This window comes from Streptomyces sp. NBC_01257, assembly GCF_035917255.1.
In the GTDB taxonomy this organism is placed as follows: Bacteria; Actinomycetota; Actinomycetes; order Streptomycetales; family Streptomycetaceae; genus Streptomyces.
In genome coordinates this window covers 1,310,636-1,325,592 of record NZ_CP108472.1, presented here as the reverse complement: position 1 = coordinate 1,325,592, position 14,957 = coordinate 1,310,636, and the positions used below count along the sequence as shown (strand labels likewise).

Below are 14,957 nucleotides of genomic sequence, written 5' to 3'. Positions count from 1 at the left end.
CGGAGGCCGGGACGCCGCCCCGGACGCATCGCGAGATAGGGCGTCAGTATGCACGCGGCCGGTCCCGGGCAGCACGCCCGGGACCGGCCGACGCGAAGGTCAGAGCTTCGACAGCTCGTCGACCAGGTCGTCCAGACCCAGCGGCCCCTGGGACAGGGCGGCCATGTGCCAGGCCTTCAGGTCGAAGGCGTCCCCGTGGGCGGCGCGGGCGTTCTCCCGGCCGAGCAGCCAGGCACGCTCGCCCAGCTTGTAGCCGATGGCCTGGCCCGGCATCGAGAGGTAGCGGGTCAGCTCGCTCTCCACGAAGTCGGCCGGCCGGCCGCTGTGGTTGCCGAAGAACTCCTGGGCCAGCTCGGGCGTCCACCGCTCGCCGGGGTGGAACGGGGAGTCGGCCGGGATCTCCAGCTCCGCGTGCATGCCGATGTCCACGATCACCCGGCAGGCCCGCATCATCTGGGCGTCGAGATAGCCCAGCCGGCGCTCGGCGTCGGGCAGGAAGCCCAGCTCGTCCATCAGCCGCTCCGCGTACAGCGCCCAGCCCTCGGCGTTGGCGCTGACGATGCCGATGGACGCCTGGTAGCGCGAGAGGCTCTCGGCGACATGCGCCCACTGCGCGATCTGGAGGTGGTGGCCGGGCACGCCCTCGTGGTACCAGGTGGAGACCAGGTCGTACACCGGGAAGCGCGTCTCGCCCATCGTCGGCAGCCAGGTGCGGCCGGGGCGCGAGAAGTCCTCGGAGGGACCCGTGTAGTACGGCGCCGCGGCGCCGCCGGGCGGGGCGATGCGGGACTCCACCTTGCGGACCCGCTCGGCGAGTTCGAAGTGCGTCCCGTCCAGGGCCTCGATGGCCTCGTCCATCAGACCCTGCAGCCACGTCTGGACCTCGTCGACGCCCTCGATGTGCTTGCCGTGCACGTCGAGGTGGGCCAGCGCCTCCCAGGGGCCGGCACCCGGCAGCACCTTCTCGGCCTCGGTCCGCATCTCGGCGAGCAGCCGGTGGTATTCCGACCAGCCGTACGCGTACGCCTCGTCGAGATCCAGGTCGGTGCCGTTGAAGTAGCGCGACCAACGGGCGTACCGCTCACGGCCGACCGTGTCCGGCTCGCCCTCGACCGCCGGGGCGTACACGTCCCGCATCCAGTCCCGCAGCTCCTCCAGCGACCGGGTGGCCTGCGCCGCGGCGGCGTCCAGACCGGTGCGCAGCGCGTCCGGGCCGGCGGCGGCGAAGTCCTGGAAGAACCCCGTCGTGCCGTCCCCGGCCCACTCGTCGAGCTGGCCGATGAACGTGGTGGTGGCACGCGGACCGGCGTACAGCTTGCGCTCCAGGCCGAGCGCGAGGGACTCGCGGTACCCGGACAGTGCCGCCGGGACGGCCTGGAGCCGCTCGACGACGGCCGCCCAGTCCTCGTCCGTCTCGGTCGGCGTCACCGTGAACACCTCACGGAGCGAGTGGGCCGGAGAGTGCAGATTGGACACGGCGCGCAGCGCCTCGTCGGCCTCGTGGACGGCGAGTTCGGCCGTCAGGCGCTCCCGCAGCAGACGGCCGCACCGGCGCTCGGCGTCATCCGCCGCACCCGGCAGCTGCTCGGCACGGTCGAGCTGGGCGAGAGTGGTGCGGGCGAGCTCGGCCAGCCGCTCCTGGCCCGCGGGGGAGAAGTCGGGAAGGCGGCGCGAGCTCTCCGCGACACCCAGATAGGTGCCCGAGATCGGGTCGAGTTCGATGAATGCGTCGACGTAGGTGTCGGCGACCTGGCGGGGCAGCGCGCTGCTCGGAGAATCTGACATGGGGACATCCTCGTACGGAGAAGGCCTCCGCGTCACCATGAACCGGCACCATGGTCCTGACGCGGAACCGGACCCGTGCCCGCTTCCTGGTCCCGGCCGGGGCCGCCCGTCCGGGCCGCGGGCGGCAGCAGCGGACCGCACTCCCACTGCTGGAATATGAGCCGGGTCTCCACACGGGCCACTTCGCGCCGCGAGGTGAACTCGTCCAGTACCAGGCGTTGCAGATCGGCGGTGTCGGTCACCGCGACATGGACCAGGTAGTCGTCGGGACCGGTCAGGTGGAACAGGGCCCGGGACTCGGGCAGCGTCCTGATCCGCTCGACGAACGGGCCGATGAGCTCCCGGCGGTGCGGCCGGACCTGCACGGACAGGAGCGCCTCCAGACCGCGCCCCAGCCTGGCCGGGTCGAGCCGCAGCTGGTGGCCGAGAATGACGCCGGTGCGACGCAGCCTGGTGACGCGGTCAAGACACGTCGACGGGGCGACCCCGACCTCGGCCGCGAGTTCGCGGTACGTGGTCCGGGCATCGTTCTGCAGCAGCCGCAGAATGTGCAGATCCACCGTGTCGAGAGCGACGGAATCGGTCATTCGCCGAACGTAGCACGGGCTTTTCGGCAGGAGTTCCGGTGACTGTTCAGAGTGGGGGCATGGACTCCGCATCCTCGAAGACGCCCTCGACGACACCCCCGTCCCGGGCGCTCGCCACCGAAGCCGTGCACGCCGGCCGCGACGACCTCGCTGCTCTCGGCCTGCACGCCCCGCCGATCGATCTCTCCACCACCTACCCCTCGTACGACTCCAGGGGAGAGGCGCAGCGGATCGACGCCTTCGCCACCACCGGCGCCCGGCTCGACGGGCCGCCGGTCTACGCCCGGCTCGACAACCCGACCACCGCCCGGTTCGAAACGGCACTGGCCCGCCTCGAAGGGACCGCGAGCGCCGTCGCGTTCGCCAGCGGGATGGCCGCGCTGACCGCCGTCCTGCTGGCCCGGGCGAGCATGGGACTGCGTCACGTCGTCGCGGTCCGCCCGCTCTACGGCTGCAGCGACCATCTGCTGGGCGCCGGTCTCCTCGGCACCGAGGTGACCTGGACGGACCCCGCGGGCATCTCCGACGCGATCCGCCCCGACACCGGGCTGGTGATCGTCGAGACGCCCGCCAATCCGACCCTCGCCGAGGTGGACATCAGGGCGGTCGCCCACTCCTGCGGCTCGGTGCCGCTCCTGGTCGACAACACCTTCGCCACTCCGGTGCTCCAGCGGCCCGTCGAGCACGGGGCGCGGATCGTGCTGCACAGCGCGACGAAGTACCTGGGCGGTCACGGGGACGTGATGGGCGGAGTCGTGGCCTGCGACGAGGAGTTCGCGGCCCGGCTGCGCCAGGTGCGCTTCGCCACCGGCGGCGTCCTCCACCCGATGGCCGGATACCTTCTGCTGCGGGGGCTCGCCACGCTGCCGGTGCGTGTCCGCGCCGCGTCCGCGAGCGCCGCTGAACTCTCCCGCAGGCTCTCCGCCGACCCGCGGATCGCCCGCGTCCACTACCCGGAACTGGGCGGTGCGATGGTGTCCTTCGAGGTGTACGGGGACCCGCACCGGGTGATCGCCGCGGTACGGCTGATCACGCCCGCCGTCAGTCTCGGAAGCGTCGACAGCCTGATCCAGCACCCGGCCTCCATCAGCCACCGCATTGTGGATGAAGGAGACCGGCAGGCCTCGGGGGTCGGCGACCGGCTGCTGCGCATGTCGGTCGGTCTCGAGGACGTCGAGGACCTCTGGGCCGATCTCTGCCAGGCGCTCAGCAGCGAGGAGCCGGTACGTCAGGTGGTCAGTGCCCGGCCTGCTCGTACGGGGGCAGGGACCGCGCCCGACTCGCGCCGCCCAGCCGGGCGGTGATGACGAGCGTGCCTTCCTCGATCTGGTAGTCGAGCGGCAGCGAGAGCGCGCGCATGGCGGCGACCATGCCGGTGTTCGATGCCTGGGTGACGGCGTAGACGCTCTCGCAGCCCGCCTCGACGGCGAGCGCCACCAGCCGGGCCAGCAGCTCGGAGCCGATGCCGCGGCGCTGCCAGTCGTCCTCGACGAGCAGGGCGACCTCGGTCTCGTCGCCGTCCCAGAGGAGATGGCCGAGGGCCACCGTCCGGCCGGAGGCCGTCTGTACGGCGAGGGTGCGGCCGAAGCGCGGACTCAGCAGGTGGTCGAGGTAGCGGTCGGCGTCGCGGACCGGCCCGTGGTAACGCAGGCGCAGCGTCTGTTCCGAGCACCGGTCGTGCATGGCGCGGGCCGCTTCGAGGTCACCGCGGTCCGCCCGGCGCACGGTGATCGCGTTGCCCTCGGGGAGGGTCAGCACGTGCTCGCTGCGCGGAACGCGGGGGCCGAGCCGGGCATCGAGCTCGACCAGGGCGCGCGCCCTGGCGAACTCGGTGGGTGTGAACGGGAGATAAGGGCGCTCGACCGTGATGACGCCGCCCGAGGGGTCGCGCAGCCGCATCACGGTCTCCTCCAGCACCCCTTCGACGGGTGCGGTCTCACCGGTGGCGCGTCCGGTGATCGACACGGCGGGCAGCGAGTGGATGGTGCAACGGCCGAGCAGCTGGCGCAGGGCGAGCGGGAGTTCGGCGGCGTCCAGGGCGGTGCGCGTGGCGAGGCCGAGCACCCGGGTCGGGGCGTCCACCAGATCGTGGGCGTCGGCCCGCTCGATCCAGGTGGAGCTGCCACCGGCCTCCGAGATCGCCCGGGTCAGCTGCGGAGCCGGCAGCGCGGCGGGTGCGCGCAGCAGGAACTCGTCGACCGTGCCCTCCGCCAGCGGGTGTGTCTGGAGGGTCAGGATGTCGATCCGGTGGCGGGCCAGCACGATGCAGAGCGCGGCGAGGCTGCCGGGCGCGTCCCGGACCGTGGTGCGCATCCGCCACAGCACCGTCTCGGCGGGAGCCGAGTCCGTCTCCGGGGCGTCGGCGTCGGCCGCGGCGGCACGGGACCGGCCGGCCGGGGCGTCGTCCGCAACCGGCGGTGGTGCGTGGCTGTGGCGCCGAGCCCACCAGGTGTGGAACGCGGCGGTCGCGGTCAGTGCCACGGCCGAGGCGATGAGCAGGTAGGGGCCGTCGGGCTGGTGTCCGATCAGGTTGGCGATCGCGTCGGCGATGGCGACCGCGGTGAACAGGGCGGCAAGTTCAATGAGGTCCCGCCGCCAGTGGTGCGGGCGGCGGGCAGTCTTCGCGGATGTCACATCAGTCATGTCCTCACTGTGACCGAACGGTGTTGCCTGATCACGAACGCCTTGTGACCGATGGGTTAAGTGTGGATCTAGTCGCCTATCGTCTGTTTTTGGCCGTTTGGCAAGTTGTTTTGAGCAGTGCGGCTCACTGTCCTACGCGCCCGGGCTGGAGCACCTGCGTGAACAGAACGGATCCGCCCTGCTCGCGCAGGCGCACGGTCAGCTCGCCGGTGTCGCCGTCGATGTCCACCTCCCCGAACAGTGCGGGCGTCTCCATGGGGGAGACGTTCGCCCGGTCGGGGGCCTGGACGAACACCTGATCCGGCCCGAACGTGCCGTCGAGTGCGTTGGACGGGAACTGGCCGGCCGCCAGCGGTCCGGTGACGAACTCCCAGAAGGGCGCGAAGTCCTTGAACGCCGCCCGCTCGGGGGCGTAGTGCTGGGCCGAGGTGTAGTGCACGTCCGCCGTCAGCCACACCGTCCCGGTGATCCGGCGGTGCTTGATGAACCGCAGCAGCTCGGCGATCTGCAGTTCACGCCCGAGCGGAGCCCCGGGATCGCCCTGCGCGACCGCCTCGAAGTCCGTGGCACCGTCGGCGACCACCAGACCGAGCGGCATGTCCGCGGCGATCACCTTCCACACCGCGCGGGACTTCGACAGTTCGCGCTTGAGCCACTCCAGTTGCGCGGATCCAAGGATTCCCGTGGCGTCGTCCGGCTGCCGGCCGGGGGAGTTGGCATTGCGGAAGGTCCGCATGTCCAGGACGAACAGGTCGAGCAGCGGACCGTGCGGGATCACCCGGTGGACGCGGTCACCGCCGGGGGAACCGTGCAGCGTGGACACCGGGAAGTACTCCCTGAAGGCCCGCGACGAGCGGGCCGCCAGTACGTTTACGTTCTTCTCGGTGTACCGGACGTCGTCGAGGATCTGGCCCGGGTACCAGTTGTTGCGCACCTCGTGGTCGTCCCACTGGATCACCGAGGGAACCTGGGCGTTGAACGCGCGGAAGTTGTCGTCGAGCAGGTTGTAGCGGAAGTTCCCCCGGTACTCGGCGAGGGTCTCGGCGACCTTAGCCTTCTCCTCGGTGGTGACGTTGCGCCAGACGCGGCCGTCGGGCAGCGTCACGCTCGGCTCGATGACGCCGTCCGCGTAGATGTTGTCGCCGCTGCAGAGGAAGAAGTCCGGGTCGAGGCGCCGCATCTCGTCGTAGACCCGGTAGCCGCCGATGTCCGGGTTGATGCCCCAGCCCTGGCCGGCGATGTCGCCGGACCACAGGAAGCGCACGCCGTCCCGCCGCCGCGCGGGCGCCGTCCGGAAGGTCCCGTACACCGGCTCGCCCGTGCGCCGGGGGTCGTCCGCCGCGGCGAGCGTCACCCGGTAGTGCACCTGCTCGCCCGGCGGCAGCCCGTACAGCGGCGTCGTCCCCGTGTAGTCCGTGGCGGGGCCCAGCAGCGGACCGTGCCAGGTGCGGGCCCGCCGGAACGACCGGGTCGCCGACGTCTCCACCACCATCCGCGCCGGCCGGTCGGAGCGAACCCACACCAGCGCGGACGACGACGTGACGTCACCCACCTGCACACCCCAGGCCGCGTCCGGGCGGCCGGACCGTGCGAAGGCGGGGGCGGCCGCGCCCACCACCGGAAGGGTGAGAGCGGCCGACGCGGCCAGCGAACCGCGCAGCACGGTACGGCGGTCAGGAGACGGGATTCGCGGACGGTTCGGCATCGGAGCGCCTCCGGGGCAGCGGATCGGGTGAACGGACAGCTGAGCGACCGGCCCACCCTCGCGCCCGGCGGAGGCGGGAACACCAACGCGAGGTGAACAACCGGCCCTTGCCGACGCCGTGCCCCCTCAGCCGCGTGCGAGCAGGGAGGCGGCCAGCAGCTGTACGCCCAGGTTGATGTCCGCCGGTGCGAGGTGCGCGTAGCCGATCACCAGGCTCACCGATCCGTCGGCGGGCCGCACGCCGCCGCAGTCGCTCAGAGGGCGCAGGGCGATTCCCGACCCGGCCGCACGGGTCACGAACTCGTCCTCCGGTCCGTACCGTTCGGGCAGCCGGGCGATGACGTGGAGTCCCGCCGCGATGCCGCTCACCTCGGTGCCCGGGAAGTGCTCGGCGAGCGCTGCCGTCAGGACATCGCGGCGCTCCCGGTAGGCGCGCTGGCAGCGGCGCAGCTGGCGGTCGTAGCCTCCCCGGACGACGAAGTCGGCGAGCACGGCCTGGTCGAGTGCGGGGTTGCCGAGGTCCATGGTCCGCTTGCGGTCGACGATCTCGTCCGTCATCGACGCCGGCGCCAGCAGCCAGCCCAGCCGCAGGCCTGGGGCCAGGGATTTGCTCACCGAGCCGGTATAGGCGACGTGCTCGGGGTCGAGGCCCTGGAGAGCGCCGACGGGTGCGCGGTCGTAGCGGAAGTCGCCGTCGTAGTCGTCCTCCATGACGACTCCGTCCGTTTCCCGCGCCCAGTCCAGGAGCGCGCTCCGCCGGGCGGCGGAGTACGCGATCCCGGTGGGGAACTGGTGGGCCGGTGTCGTCACTACGGCGCGCACGCCGGAGCGCACGAGCGCGTCGGGCGACAGCCCTTCGCCGTCGAGCGGGAGCCGCGCCGTCGCGAGCCCCGCCGACGCGAAGAGCGAGGCGTGCTCGGGGCTGCCGGGGTCCTCGACGCCCACCGTGCGCAGTCCGCGTCCGTGCAGGACGAGTCCGAGCAGCGTGGTCGCCTGGGCGACGCCCGAACAGACCAGCAGCCGCTCCGGGTCGGCCACCACACCGCGGCGCCTGGTGAGCAGCGCGGCCAGGGCGTTGCGCAGCTCGGGCAGGCCGCGTGGATCCGGGTAGCCCAGTGCGCTGTGCGGCAGCCTGCCGAGAACCGAACGGTGGGTGGCGGCCCAGGCACTGCGCGGGAAGAGCGAGAGGTCCGGTGTGCCCGGCCGGAAGTCGACGCGGGTACCGGCTGGGCGGGGAGCGAGATCGCGGGCCCCGCCCTCGGCGGCCCGCACCGATCCGCTCACCCACGTACCCGCCCCGTGCCCGCTGCGCAGATAGCTCTCGGCCGTCAGCTGTTCGTAGGCCTCCGTGACCAGGCCGCGGGAGACCCCCAGATCGGCCGCGAGCGCGCGGCTGGACGGCAGCCGTGTCCCCGGAACCAGGCGGCCGGAGCGGACCGCCTCGCGCAGGGCGGACTGCAGCGCGCGCCCCCGCCCACGGGCAGGAGCGGACGCGGCCGGGAGCAGTAACTCCCAGGCGGCCGAGACGGACAAGGCCGCACCGCCGCCGCTGTCAGGTGGTGAACTGGTCCCCGAAGACGTCATGGAAGTGGACCTTAAACCGGGCCTTCGCACTGCCTAGCGTCGGTGTCATGAACGTGACCTACTTGCGCGGCTCGTTTCTCGCCGCCTTCGCCTGCATCCTCGTGGGTGCCTCCTTCACCGCCAACAGTGTCCTCGGCGACTACCCCTACGCGGGAGGCCAGGCGCTGCGCTACGGCCTTGCCGCCCTGCTGCTCGTGCCCCTGGTGACCCGGACCGGCGGGCCCCGGCCGGCAGCCGTGCTCCGTGGCCTCAGCCGCCGGCAGTGGGGGCGGCTCGCTCTGCTCGCCGCCGTCGGAATGGTCGGCTTCAACCTGGCCGTCCTGGCGGCCGAACGGTCGGCGGAACCGGCTGTTCCGGGCGTGTTCGTGGGGTGTGCCCCGATCCTCGTGGCCGTCCTCGTACCGCTGATGGCGGGACGCAGGCCGACACGCGCCGTGCTCTTCGCCGCGGTACTGGTGGCCATCGGTGCCTTCACCGTCCAGGGCTGGGGGCGCACCGACATCGCGGGAATCCTCTTCTCCGTCGGCGCCCTGGCCGGTGAGGTGGGCTTCGCCGTGCTCGCCGTGCCGGTGCTGCGTCCGCTGGGAGCCACGCTGCTGTCCGCCACGGTGTGCGCGGTCGCCGCCGTGGAGTCGGCCGTCCTCGGTCTGCTGCTCGACGGCGGCGGCTTCGTCCGCGTGCCCACACCCGACGAGGCCGTTGCGCTGCTCTGGCAGGCCGCCGTGGTCACCGTCATCGGGTTCGTGTGCTGGTACCGGGGGATGCAGCGCATCGGTGCCGAGCGGGCCACGCTCTTCTCCGGACTGATCCCCGTGTCCGCCGCGCTCACCGCCCCGCTGGTCGGTGCCGGTGCGTACGGCCCCGCCCAGGTGGTGGGCAGCTGCCTGGTCGGGCTCGGTGTGGCGGTCGGCTCGGGGGTCCTGCGCCGGAGGGGACGGGTGCGGGCGGTGGTCTCAGCGGCTGGTGTCGAGGATCACCCGGGCCACGAGAGCCGGATCGTCGTTCATCGGGACGTGACCGCAGCCGGGGAGCCGGACCAGCCGGGCGCCCGGGAGGGTGTCCTTGGCCCGGATGCCCTGGCGGCGCAGAAGCAGCCGGTCGCGGTCGCCCCAGGCGACGGTCACCGGTAGGTCCGGGACGTCGTCGGTGAACCGGACGTCCCGTCCGAGGGCCAGCGTCTGGTGGAACCCCGTCGCCCGGCGCAGGGCCAGGGTCTCCGACACGGCGGCCTCCGGCGAACGGCGTCCCGGCCGGGCGTAGATGGTGCTGGTCAGCACGGTGCGACCGGTCGCGCTGCGGGACAGGCGCTCGATGAGCGGCAGCGGCATCGACTCGGCCGCCAGCCGCATGGCACGCAGGGTTCCGAACGCATACCTGCGCTCGCCGTCGGTCCAGAACCCGGCGGGCGAGAGTGCCGTCACCGACCGTGCGAGCTTCTCGCGTCCCAGCTCCAGCGCGAGCAGCCCGCCGAGCGAGTTCCCTGCCACGTGGGGGCGGTCCACCCCGATCGCTTCACAGAAGGCCCCGAGCAGGGGCGCCACGGTCGTCAGGTCGTACGGAACATCGGCGGGCAGCGCGGGGGAGGCTCCGAAACCGGGCAGGTCGACGGCGATGACGTCCCGCTCCACGGCCAGCACCGAGATCACCGGGTCCCAGGCCTGGCGATGGTGACCGATGCCGTGGAGCAGCAGCAGCGGCTCTCCCGACCCCGACCGCTCGTACGCCACGGACACGGTCCGCGGTCCTCGGGGTGACTCGACGGTGAACGAGGCCGTGGTGGTCATGGAGGTGCTCCAGGGTGATGCGACACGAGGAAGCCGTGCCGGCAAACGGCTTAGACATTTAGTCAGCAACAATTACCGCCAGGTAGCTTCCAGTTCAAGGGGGCAAGGCATTCTCGCGGGGGCGGGGAGGCGCTCCAGGGGGCGAGGCGGCGCTCAAGAGGGACGCTGAAGAGGGCAGCGGGATTCGGACTGGGCGGCGTGCGACCGGTCGGCCGGCACGGGCCGGTGACAGCCGAAACCGTGACCGACGTCTTCGAGGAGCACCGGCCCGTACGCGCCGCATCCCGCGTCGGCACATGCTCTGCGCCGGCCCGGGACGCGGCGCGAGGCGTACGCCGGACCGTGGCTGTCGGAACCAGTGGTCACGGACTCCGGCCCCACCGTTCCCGACACGGCGGAGCAGGGCGTGCCCGCCGGCTCCGACGTGCGCTTGGTCGGCGCCAGCGGCGGAGAGCCGAAGGTGCCGCTACGGATCCTGGAGAGCGTGGACAAGGCCGGCCGCTGCTTCCTGCGGACAGCCGCCTCCGGTGGCCAGGTGCCGATTCGGGAGTCCGCCCACTGGAACCGAATGGTGGCCCCGCCCACGCCCCAGCCGCTCGTCGAAGCCCCACGCACCCGCCCGGACGTGGGGCTTTGTGCTGCACGCAGAGCGCCGGTCCACGAACGTCCTGTGAACGCTGTGCGGCAGACACCCGATTCACAGGTCCGTGGACGGAGGATTGGTCTTGACCAAGGGGGTGCGCCGTCCTATGGTCTCAACGTTAAGACAGGAACCTTTAATAAATAACGTCGCGGAAAAGCCGCTGGGCGATTGCGGAGGACAGGGTGGGGACCACGCAGCTGGAATCGGTGCAGGAGCCGAAGTACTGGCACCTCAAGACCGTGCTCAGTGAGGCACTCGACTCGGACTTTGCGGTGGGGGAGATCCTTCCCAACGAGCGCGAGCTCGCCGCCCGGTTCGGTGTCGCCCGGGCTACGCTCCGGCAGGCCCTGGAGCAGCTCGAACTCGAAGGCAGGCTTCAGCGCCGCCGCGGTGTGGGCACTACTGTCGCCCCGCCGCGCGTGGGAGTCGCCGTCTCGACCGCGCAGCACGACTGGACCGGCGGCGGCGCGGGCGAGGCCTGGCAGGCCGTCGACTGCAATACGGCAGCCGCTCCGGTGTCCGTGGCCGGCATGCTCGACGTGGCGGGCGACGAGCCCGTCCACATTGTGCGGCGGATCCGCGTCACGCACGGACAGCCCGTCGCGGCGGAGCTGCTGTACGTGCCGTCGGCCTCCGTCCCGGACCTCTCAGCGATAGACACTCCGTCCGGTCCCGCCAGGGCCCGCAGCGTCGTACGTGAGCTGCACCGGCTCGGCCTCGACGGACAGGACCGTTCCGTCGAGCTCGGATCGGCGCGCGCGGACGACGCCAAGGAGCTTGACCGGCTCCCCGGTGCGCCCGTCCTCGTCGTCACGACCCGCTACCTCGCGGCCGGTGGCACAGCGGCCGTCTCCGTCGCCACATACCGGGCCGACACCTGCCGGCTCACTTTCGGTGACTCGGGCGACCTGGAGATCAGCCACCACGACCAGACACGCCAGGCATCCTGACCGGATCACGACCAGACACGCCAGGCATCCTGACCGGATTCCGGCCCGTCCGGGCGTGCACCGTACGGCCCGTCGCGATCAGCGGCGGGCCGTTACCGTTCCCTCCACGGCGAAGAGCTGCTCCTCCACGTGGTCGAGGGCCAGCCGCAGCGCACCCGTGGCCACGGCCGCCTCACCGAGCAGCGACAAGGTGACCCGAGGGGGGCGGAGACAGTAGCGGGCCAGCTCACCGCGGAGCGGGTCCAGTACCCCGTCCAGACCGGCGGCCCAGCCCCCGATCACCACCAGCTCCGGATCGAGAGCCAGGACCAGCGCCGCCACGTCGTGGACCAGCCGCTGGATGAAGCGCTCCACGGCGGCCTGCGCCTGCTCGTCGCCGTGCCGCGCCTTCGCGAACACGGCGGCGACCGCATGCTCGTCCAACGGGTCCAGTGGCGTGTCCGTCGTCGACAGCAGCCGCTCCGGCGTGACGTCGCGGCCGAGGAGGTGCAGCGCCCCGATCTCACCGGCCGCCCCGCCGAAGCCGCGGTGCAGCCGTCCGCCGATCAGCGAGCCCGCCCCGGGGCTCAGCCCCGCCAGCACGAACACGATGTCGTCCGACTCCGTGGCCGCACCCTTCCAGTGCTCGGCGACGGCGGCCGCGTTCGCATCGTTCTCCACCAGAACGGGGCAGCGGAAGGAGCGCCTCAGCCGCTCGCCGAGCGCCAGCCCCGTCCAGTCAGGCAGAGCCGTGCCCAGCCGGACGGTACCGTCGGCCTCCACGATGCCCGGGCTGCCCACCCCGACCGCCCGCAGACTGCTGCGGGCCACGCCGGTGCGCCGAAGGACATCGGCGACCACGGTCCGCACCCTGTCGAGGCGGTCGTCCGCGCAGGCGGTCTCCGACACCTCACGTGAGCCGGCACCGATGATCCGGCCGTCCAGCCCCGACAACAGTGCCGAGACCCGGTGCGGTCCGATCTCGACGCCCAGCAGGTGTCCGGCCTCGGCCCGGAAGCGGAACCTGCGGGCCGGACGGCCCTGCCGCCGCGCCTCGGCCCCGTCGGGAGCCGACTCGACGACCAGCCCCGCCTCGAAGAGCCCCTCCATGACGCCCTCGACCGTGGGCCGGGAGAGACCCGTGATCCGGGTCAGGTCCGTCAGTGTCGGTGACTGCGCGCCGCGGAGGGCGTGCAGCACCACCGCGGAATTGATCCGGCGCAGCAACGACGGGTCCCCACCGGTCAGCCGGCCCACGGTGTGTCCTCCCAGCTCGTGCGCATGTCAGGCGGATGGTACTCGCTGCTCAGGGGCAGGGCGAGCGTGGGCGGCACTGCAGTCCGGGAACGCCCGGTATCAGCTCGGAGCGACGAATCCGGACTCGTAGGCTGCGATGACCGCCTGGGTGCGGTCCCGGGCGCCCAACTTCGCCAGCACGGCGCTGACATGCGTCTTCACCGTCTCGACGCCCACCATGAGCCGGGCGGCGATCTCGGCATTGGACAGTCCCCTGGCCATCAGCCGCAGCACGCCCTCTTCGCGTTCCGTGAGCGAGGCCCGCTCCATGACCCTCCTTGCCTTGCTCGTTCCGTACTCTGCCGCGAGCTGCCGGACCGCGGCCGGGAACAGCAGGGACTCGCCCTCGGCCACCAACCGCACCGCGTGCACGATCTCGGCCGGCCGGGCCCGCTTGAGGAGAAACCCGTCCGCCCCCGCGCGCAGCGCCTCATAGACGTACTCATCGTTCTCGAACGTCGTCACCACCAGGATCTTCGGCGGCTCCGGCACCGTGCGCAGCACGACCCGCGTCGCCTCGATGCCATCCATCAGCGGCATGCGGACGTCCATCGCGACCACATCAGGACGCAGTTGACGCACCAGCGGGATCGCCGCCGCACCGTCACCGGCCTCACCCACCACTTCGATGTCGGGCTGGGCCTCCAGCACGGCACGCAGTCCCGCGCGGACCAGGGGTTCGTCGTCGACCAGAAGAACGGTAACCGGCATCCGGTCAGCGTATGCGGTACAGAGGAAGGCTCGCGTGCACCATCCATTCCTCCTTGTACGGTCCCGTCTTGGCAGTGCCGCCCAGCAGTGCCGCTCTCTCCCTGATGCCCCGCAGCCCGCTTCCACCTCCAGGGTTATCGGACGAATCCTTGAGCGGATCCTTGAGCGGATTCGTCACTTTCAGCTCCAGCCGGCCGTCTGCCACGGTGATGCGGACCCGGACCGGAACCGATCCGGAATGCCGCAGGACATTGGTGAGGGCCTCCTGGAGGATCCGGTACCCCTCGCGGGACACCGAAGGCGGCACCTGCTCCAGTGCACCGGACACCTCGGCATCGACCTCGGCCCCGGAAGCGCGAGCCGAGTCCAGCAGACGGCCGGCCTCACTGAGCGACGGCCGCTGCCCCGGCGGCGTGCCCGACTCGCGCAGCACCCTCAGCACCCGTTCGAGATCGTCCAGGGCGTCTCGGCCCGTCTCCTCGATTGCCACCAGCGCCCGCTCGGTGAACTGGGGGTCATGCGCCGCCCGGGCCGCGCCTGCCTGCACGACGGCGACCGTCAGGGCGTGTCCGATCGAATCGTGCAGTTCGCGTGCGATCCGGTTGCGTTCGAGGAGTTGCTCGGTACGCTCCTCCAGCGCGGTTATCCGTTGCATCGGCGTCGGTCCGAGAAGCCACCGGGCGGCAGCCGTGATCAGCTCCCCACAACTGATGACCACCGCGAGCAGCATGATCAGAGGCACCGGAGCAAGGACGGCGGCCCACCAGTGCGTGCCCAGGCCCGCGGCGAACCATTCGTCGCTCGGCGCGGAGCCGACCGCTGAGCGCACGAGATCGACCGTCGTGGCCAGCAGCCAGACCGTCGCCAGTCCGGCCAGCGCCGCACAGCCCAGCCGCACCTCCAGCCAGAGCGCTGTCCGCCAGCGCTCGGACCATGAGGCGGAGGGAGCCACCGAAATGGTTGCTTCGAGGTTTCCGCGCTCCGCGGGCGTGAGCAGCAACTGCGCCTGGATCCCCTCGGCGAGGCGCATGCCGGGTATCAGCCCCACCAGGGCTGCGAGGACGACGGGCACCCACGGGGTGTCCGTCGAGATGAAGAGCCACACACTCACGGCGGCACCCGGCAGGAGCAGATGCAGCCACCGGGTGTAGGTGACCGGCGCGGTCAGCGGGCGGAGGAAGCTGGACATGCCACCATCGTGCCAGCGCGCTCGACGCGGTGGCTCCCCCGAGCGAGGGAGATGATCCACTCCGGCGGGGGAGGACCGCCGGCGGGTGTGGCGGCGACGCT

Annotated in this window: 11 protein-coding genes and 1 pseudogene; 3 read left to right on the top strand and 9 right to left on the bottom strand. The window is 71.9% G+C overall.

Annotation, left to right across the window (positions count from 1 at the left end):
* Positions 1-99: 99 nt before the first annotated feature.
* Both OG408_RS05730 and OG408_RS05725 read right to left on the bottom strand, forming a co-directional pair.
* Entirely contained in the window at positions 100-1,785 is a 1,686-nt protein-coding gene (locus OG408_RS05730; RefSeq protein WP_326668606.1) for a DUF885 domain-containing protein, read from the bottom strand.
* A gap of 32 nt (positions 1,786-1,817) precedes the next feature.
* Positions 1,818-2,372 (bottom strand): Lrp/AsnC family transcriptional regulator, encoded by a 555-nt coding sequence (locus OG408_RS05725; RefSeq protein WP_285566994.1) that lies wholly within the window; start codon positions 2,370-2,372, stop codon positions 1,818-1,820.
* 59 nt (positions 2,373-2,431) lie between these two features.
* Here OG408_RS05725 and OG408_RS05720 point away from each other — a divergent pair, with 59 nt between their 5' ends.
* On the top strand, positions 2,432-3,676 hold the full coding sequence (locus tag OG408_RS05720) for a trans-sulfuration enzyme family protein (protein ID WP_326668603.1): 1,245 nt from the start codon (positions 2,432-2,434) through the stop codon (positions 3,674-3,676).
* On the opposite strand, the gene OG408_RS05715 is transcribed toward OG408_RS05720, so the two are convergent.
* The 3 genes from OG408_RS05715 to pdxR form a co-directional block, all read right to left on the bottom strand.
* Positions 3,609-5,006, bottom strand: a complete 1,398-nt coding sequence (locus OG408_RS05715) for a GNAT family N-acetyltransferase (protein WP_442806125.1) — start codon at positions 5,004-5,006, stop codon at positions 3,609-3,611. The two genes, OG408_RS05720 and OG408_RS05715, sit on opposite strands and share 68 nt — an antisense overlap.
* Before the next feature lie 133 nt (positions 5,007-5,139).
* Entirely contained in the window at positions 5,140-6,720 is a 1,581-nt protein-coding gene (locus OG408_RS05710) for an alkaline phosphatase D family protein (RefSeq protein ID WP_326668599.1), read from the bottom strand.
* 126 nt (positions 6,721-6,846) lie between these two features.
* The gene (pdxR, locus tag OG408_RS05705) at positions 6,847-8,304 is read right to left on the bottom strand and encodes a MocR-like pyridoxine biosynthesis transcription factor PdxR (RefSeq protein ID WP_326668597.1); all 1,458 of its coding nucleotides are present in this window, start codon (positions 8,302-8,304) and stop codon (positions 6,847-6,849) included.
* A gap of 47 nt (positions 8,305-8,351) precedes the next feature.
* Here pdxR and OG408_RS05700 point away from each other — a divergent pair.
* A pseudogene (locus tag OG408_RS05700) lies at positions 8,352-9,200 on the top strand (DMT family transporter); the annotation flags it as partial.
* A gap of 57 nt (positions 9,201-9,257) precedes the next feature.
* Here OG408_RS05700 and OG408_RS05695 read toward each other — a convergent pair.
* Positions 9,258-10,088: an alpha/beta fold hydrolase gene (locus OG408_RS05695; RefSeq protein ID WP_326668595.1), complete on the bottom strand. Its 831-nt coding sequence runs from the start codon at positions 10,086-10,088 to the stop codon at positions 9,258-9,260.
* Positions 10,089-10,913: 825 nt separating this feature from the next.
* Between OG408_RS05695 and OG408_RS05690 the strand changes: the two genes are divergently transcribed.
* Positions 10,914-11,681 (top strand): GntR family transcriptional regulator, encoded by a 768-nt coding sequence (locus tag OG408_RS05690; RefSeq protein ID WP_266776090.1) that lies wholly within the window; start codon positions 10,914-10,916, stop codon positions 11,679-11,681.
* 78 nt (positions 11,682-11,759) lie between these two features.
* Here OG408_RS05690 and OG408_RS05685 read toward each other — a convergent pair whose 3' ends face one another.
* The 3 genes from OG408_RS05685 to OG408_RS05675 all read right to left on the bottom strand — a co-directional run bounded on the left by OG408_RS05685 (position 11,760) and on the right by OG408_RS05675 (position 14,856).
* Positions 11,760-12,917, bottom strand: coding sequence for an ROK family protein (locus tag OG408_RS05685; protein WP_266776088.1), 1,158 nt, complete (start codon positions 12,915-12,917; stop codon positions 11,760-11,762).
* Between the two features lie 99 nt (positions 12,918-13,016).
* Complete coding sequence (locus tag OG408_RS05680; protein ID WP_326668592.1) at positions 13,017-13,667, bottom strand: response regulator transcription factor; 651 nt, start codon at positions 13,665-13,667, stop codon at positions 13,017-13,019.
* 4 nt (positions 13,668-13,671) lie between these two features.
* Positions 13,672-14,856 carry a sensor histidine kinase gene (locus tag OG408_RS05675; RefSeq protein ID WP_326668590.1) on the bottom strand — a complete coding sequence of 395 codons (1,185 nt, stop codon included), beginning with the start codon at positions 14,854-14,856 and terminating at the stop codon, positions 13,672-13,674.
* Positions 14,857-14,957 lie beyond the last annotated feature (101 nt).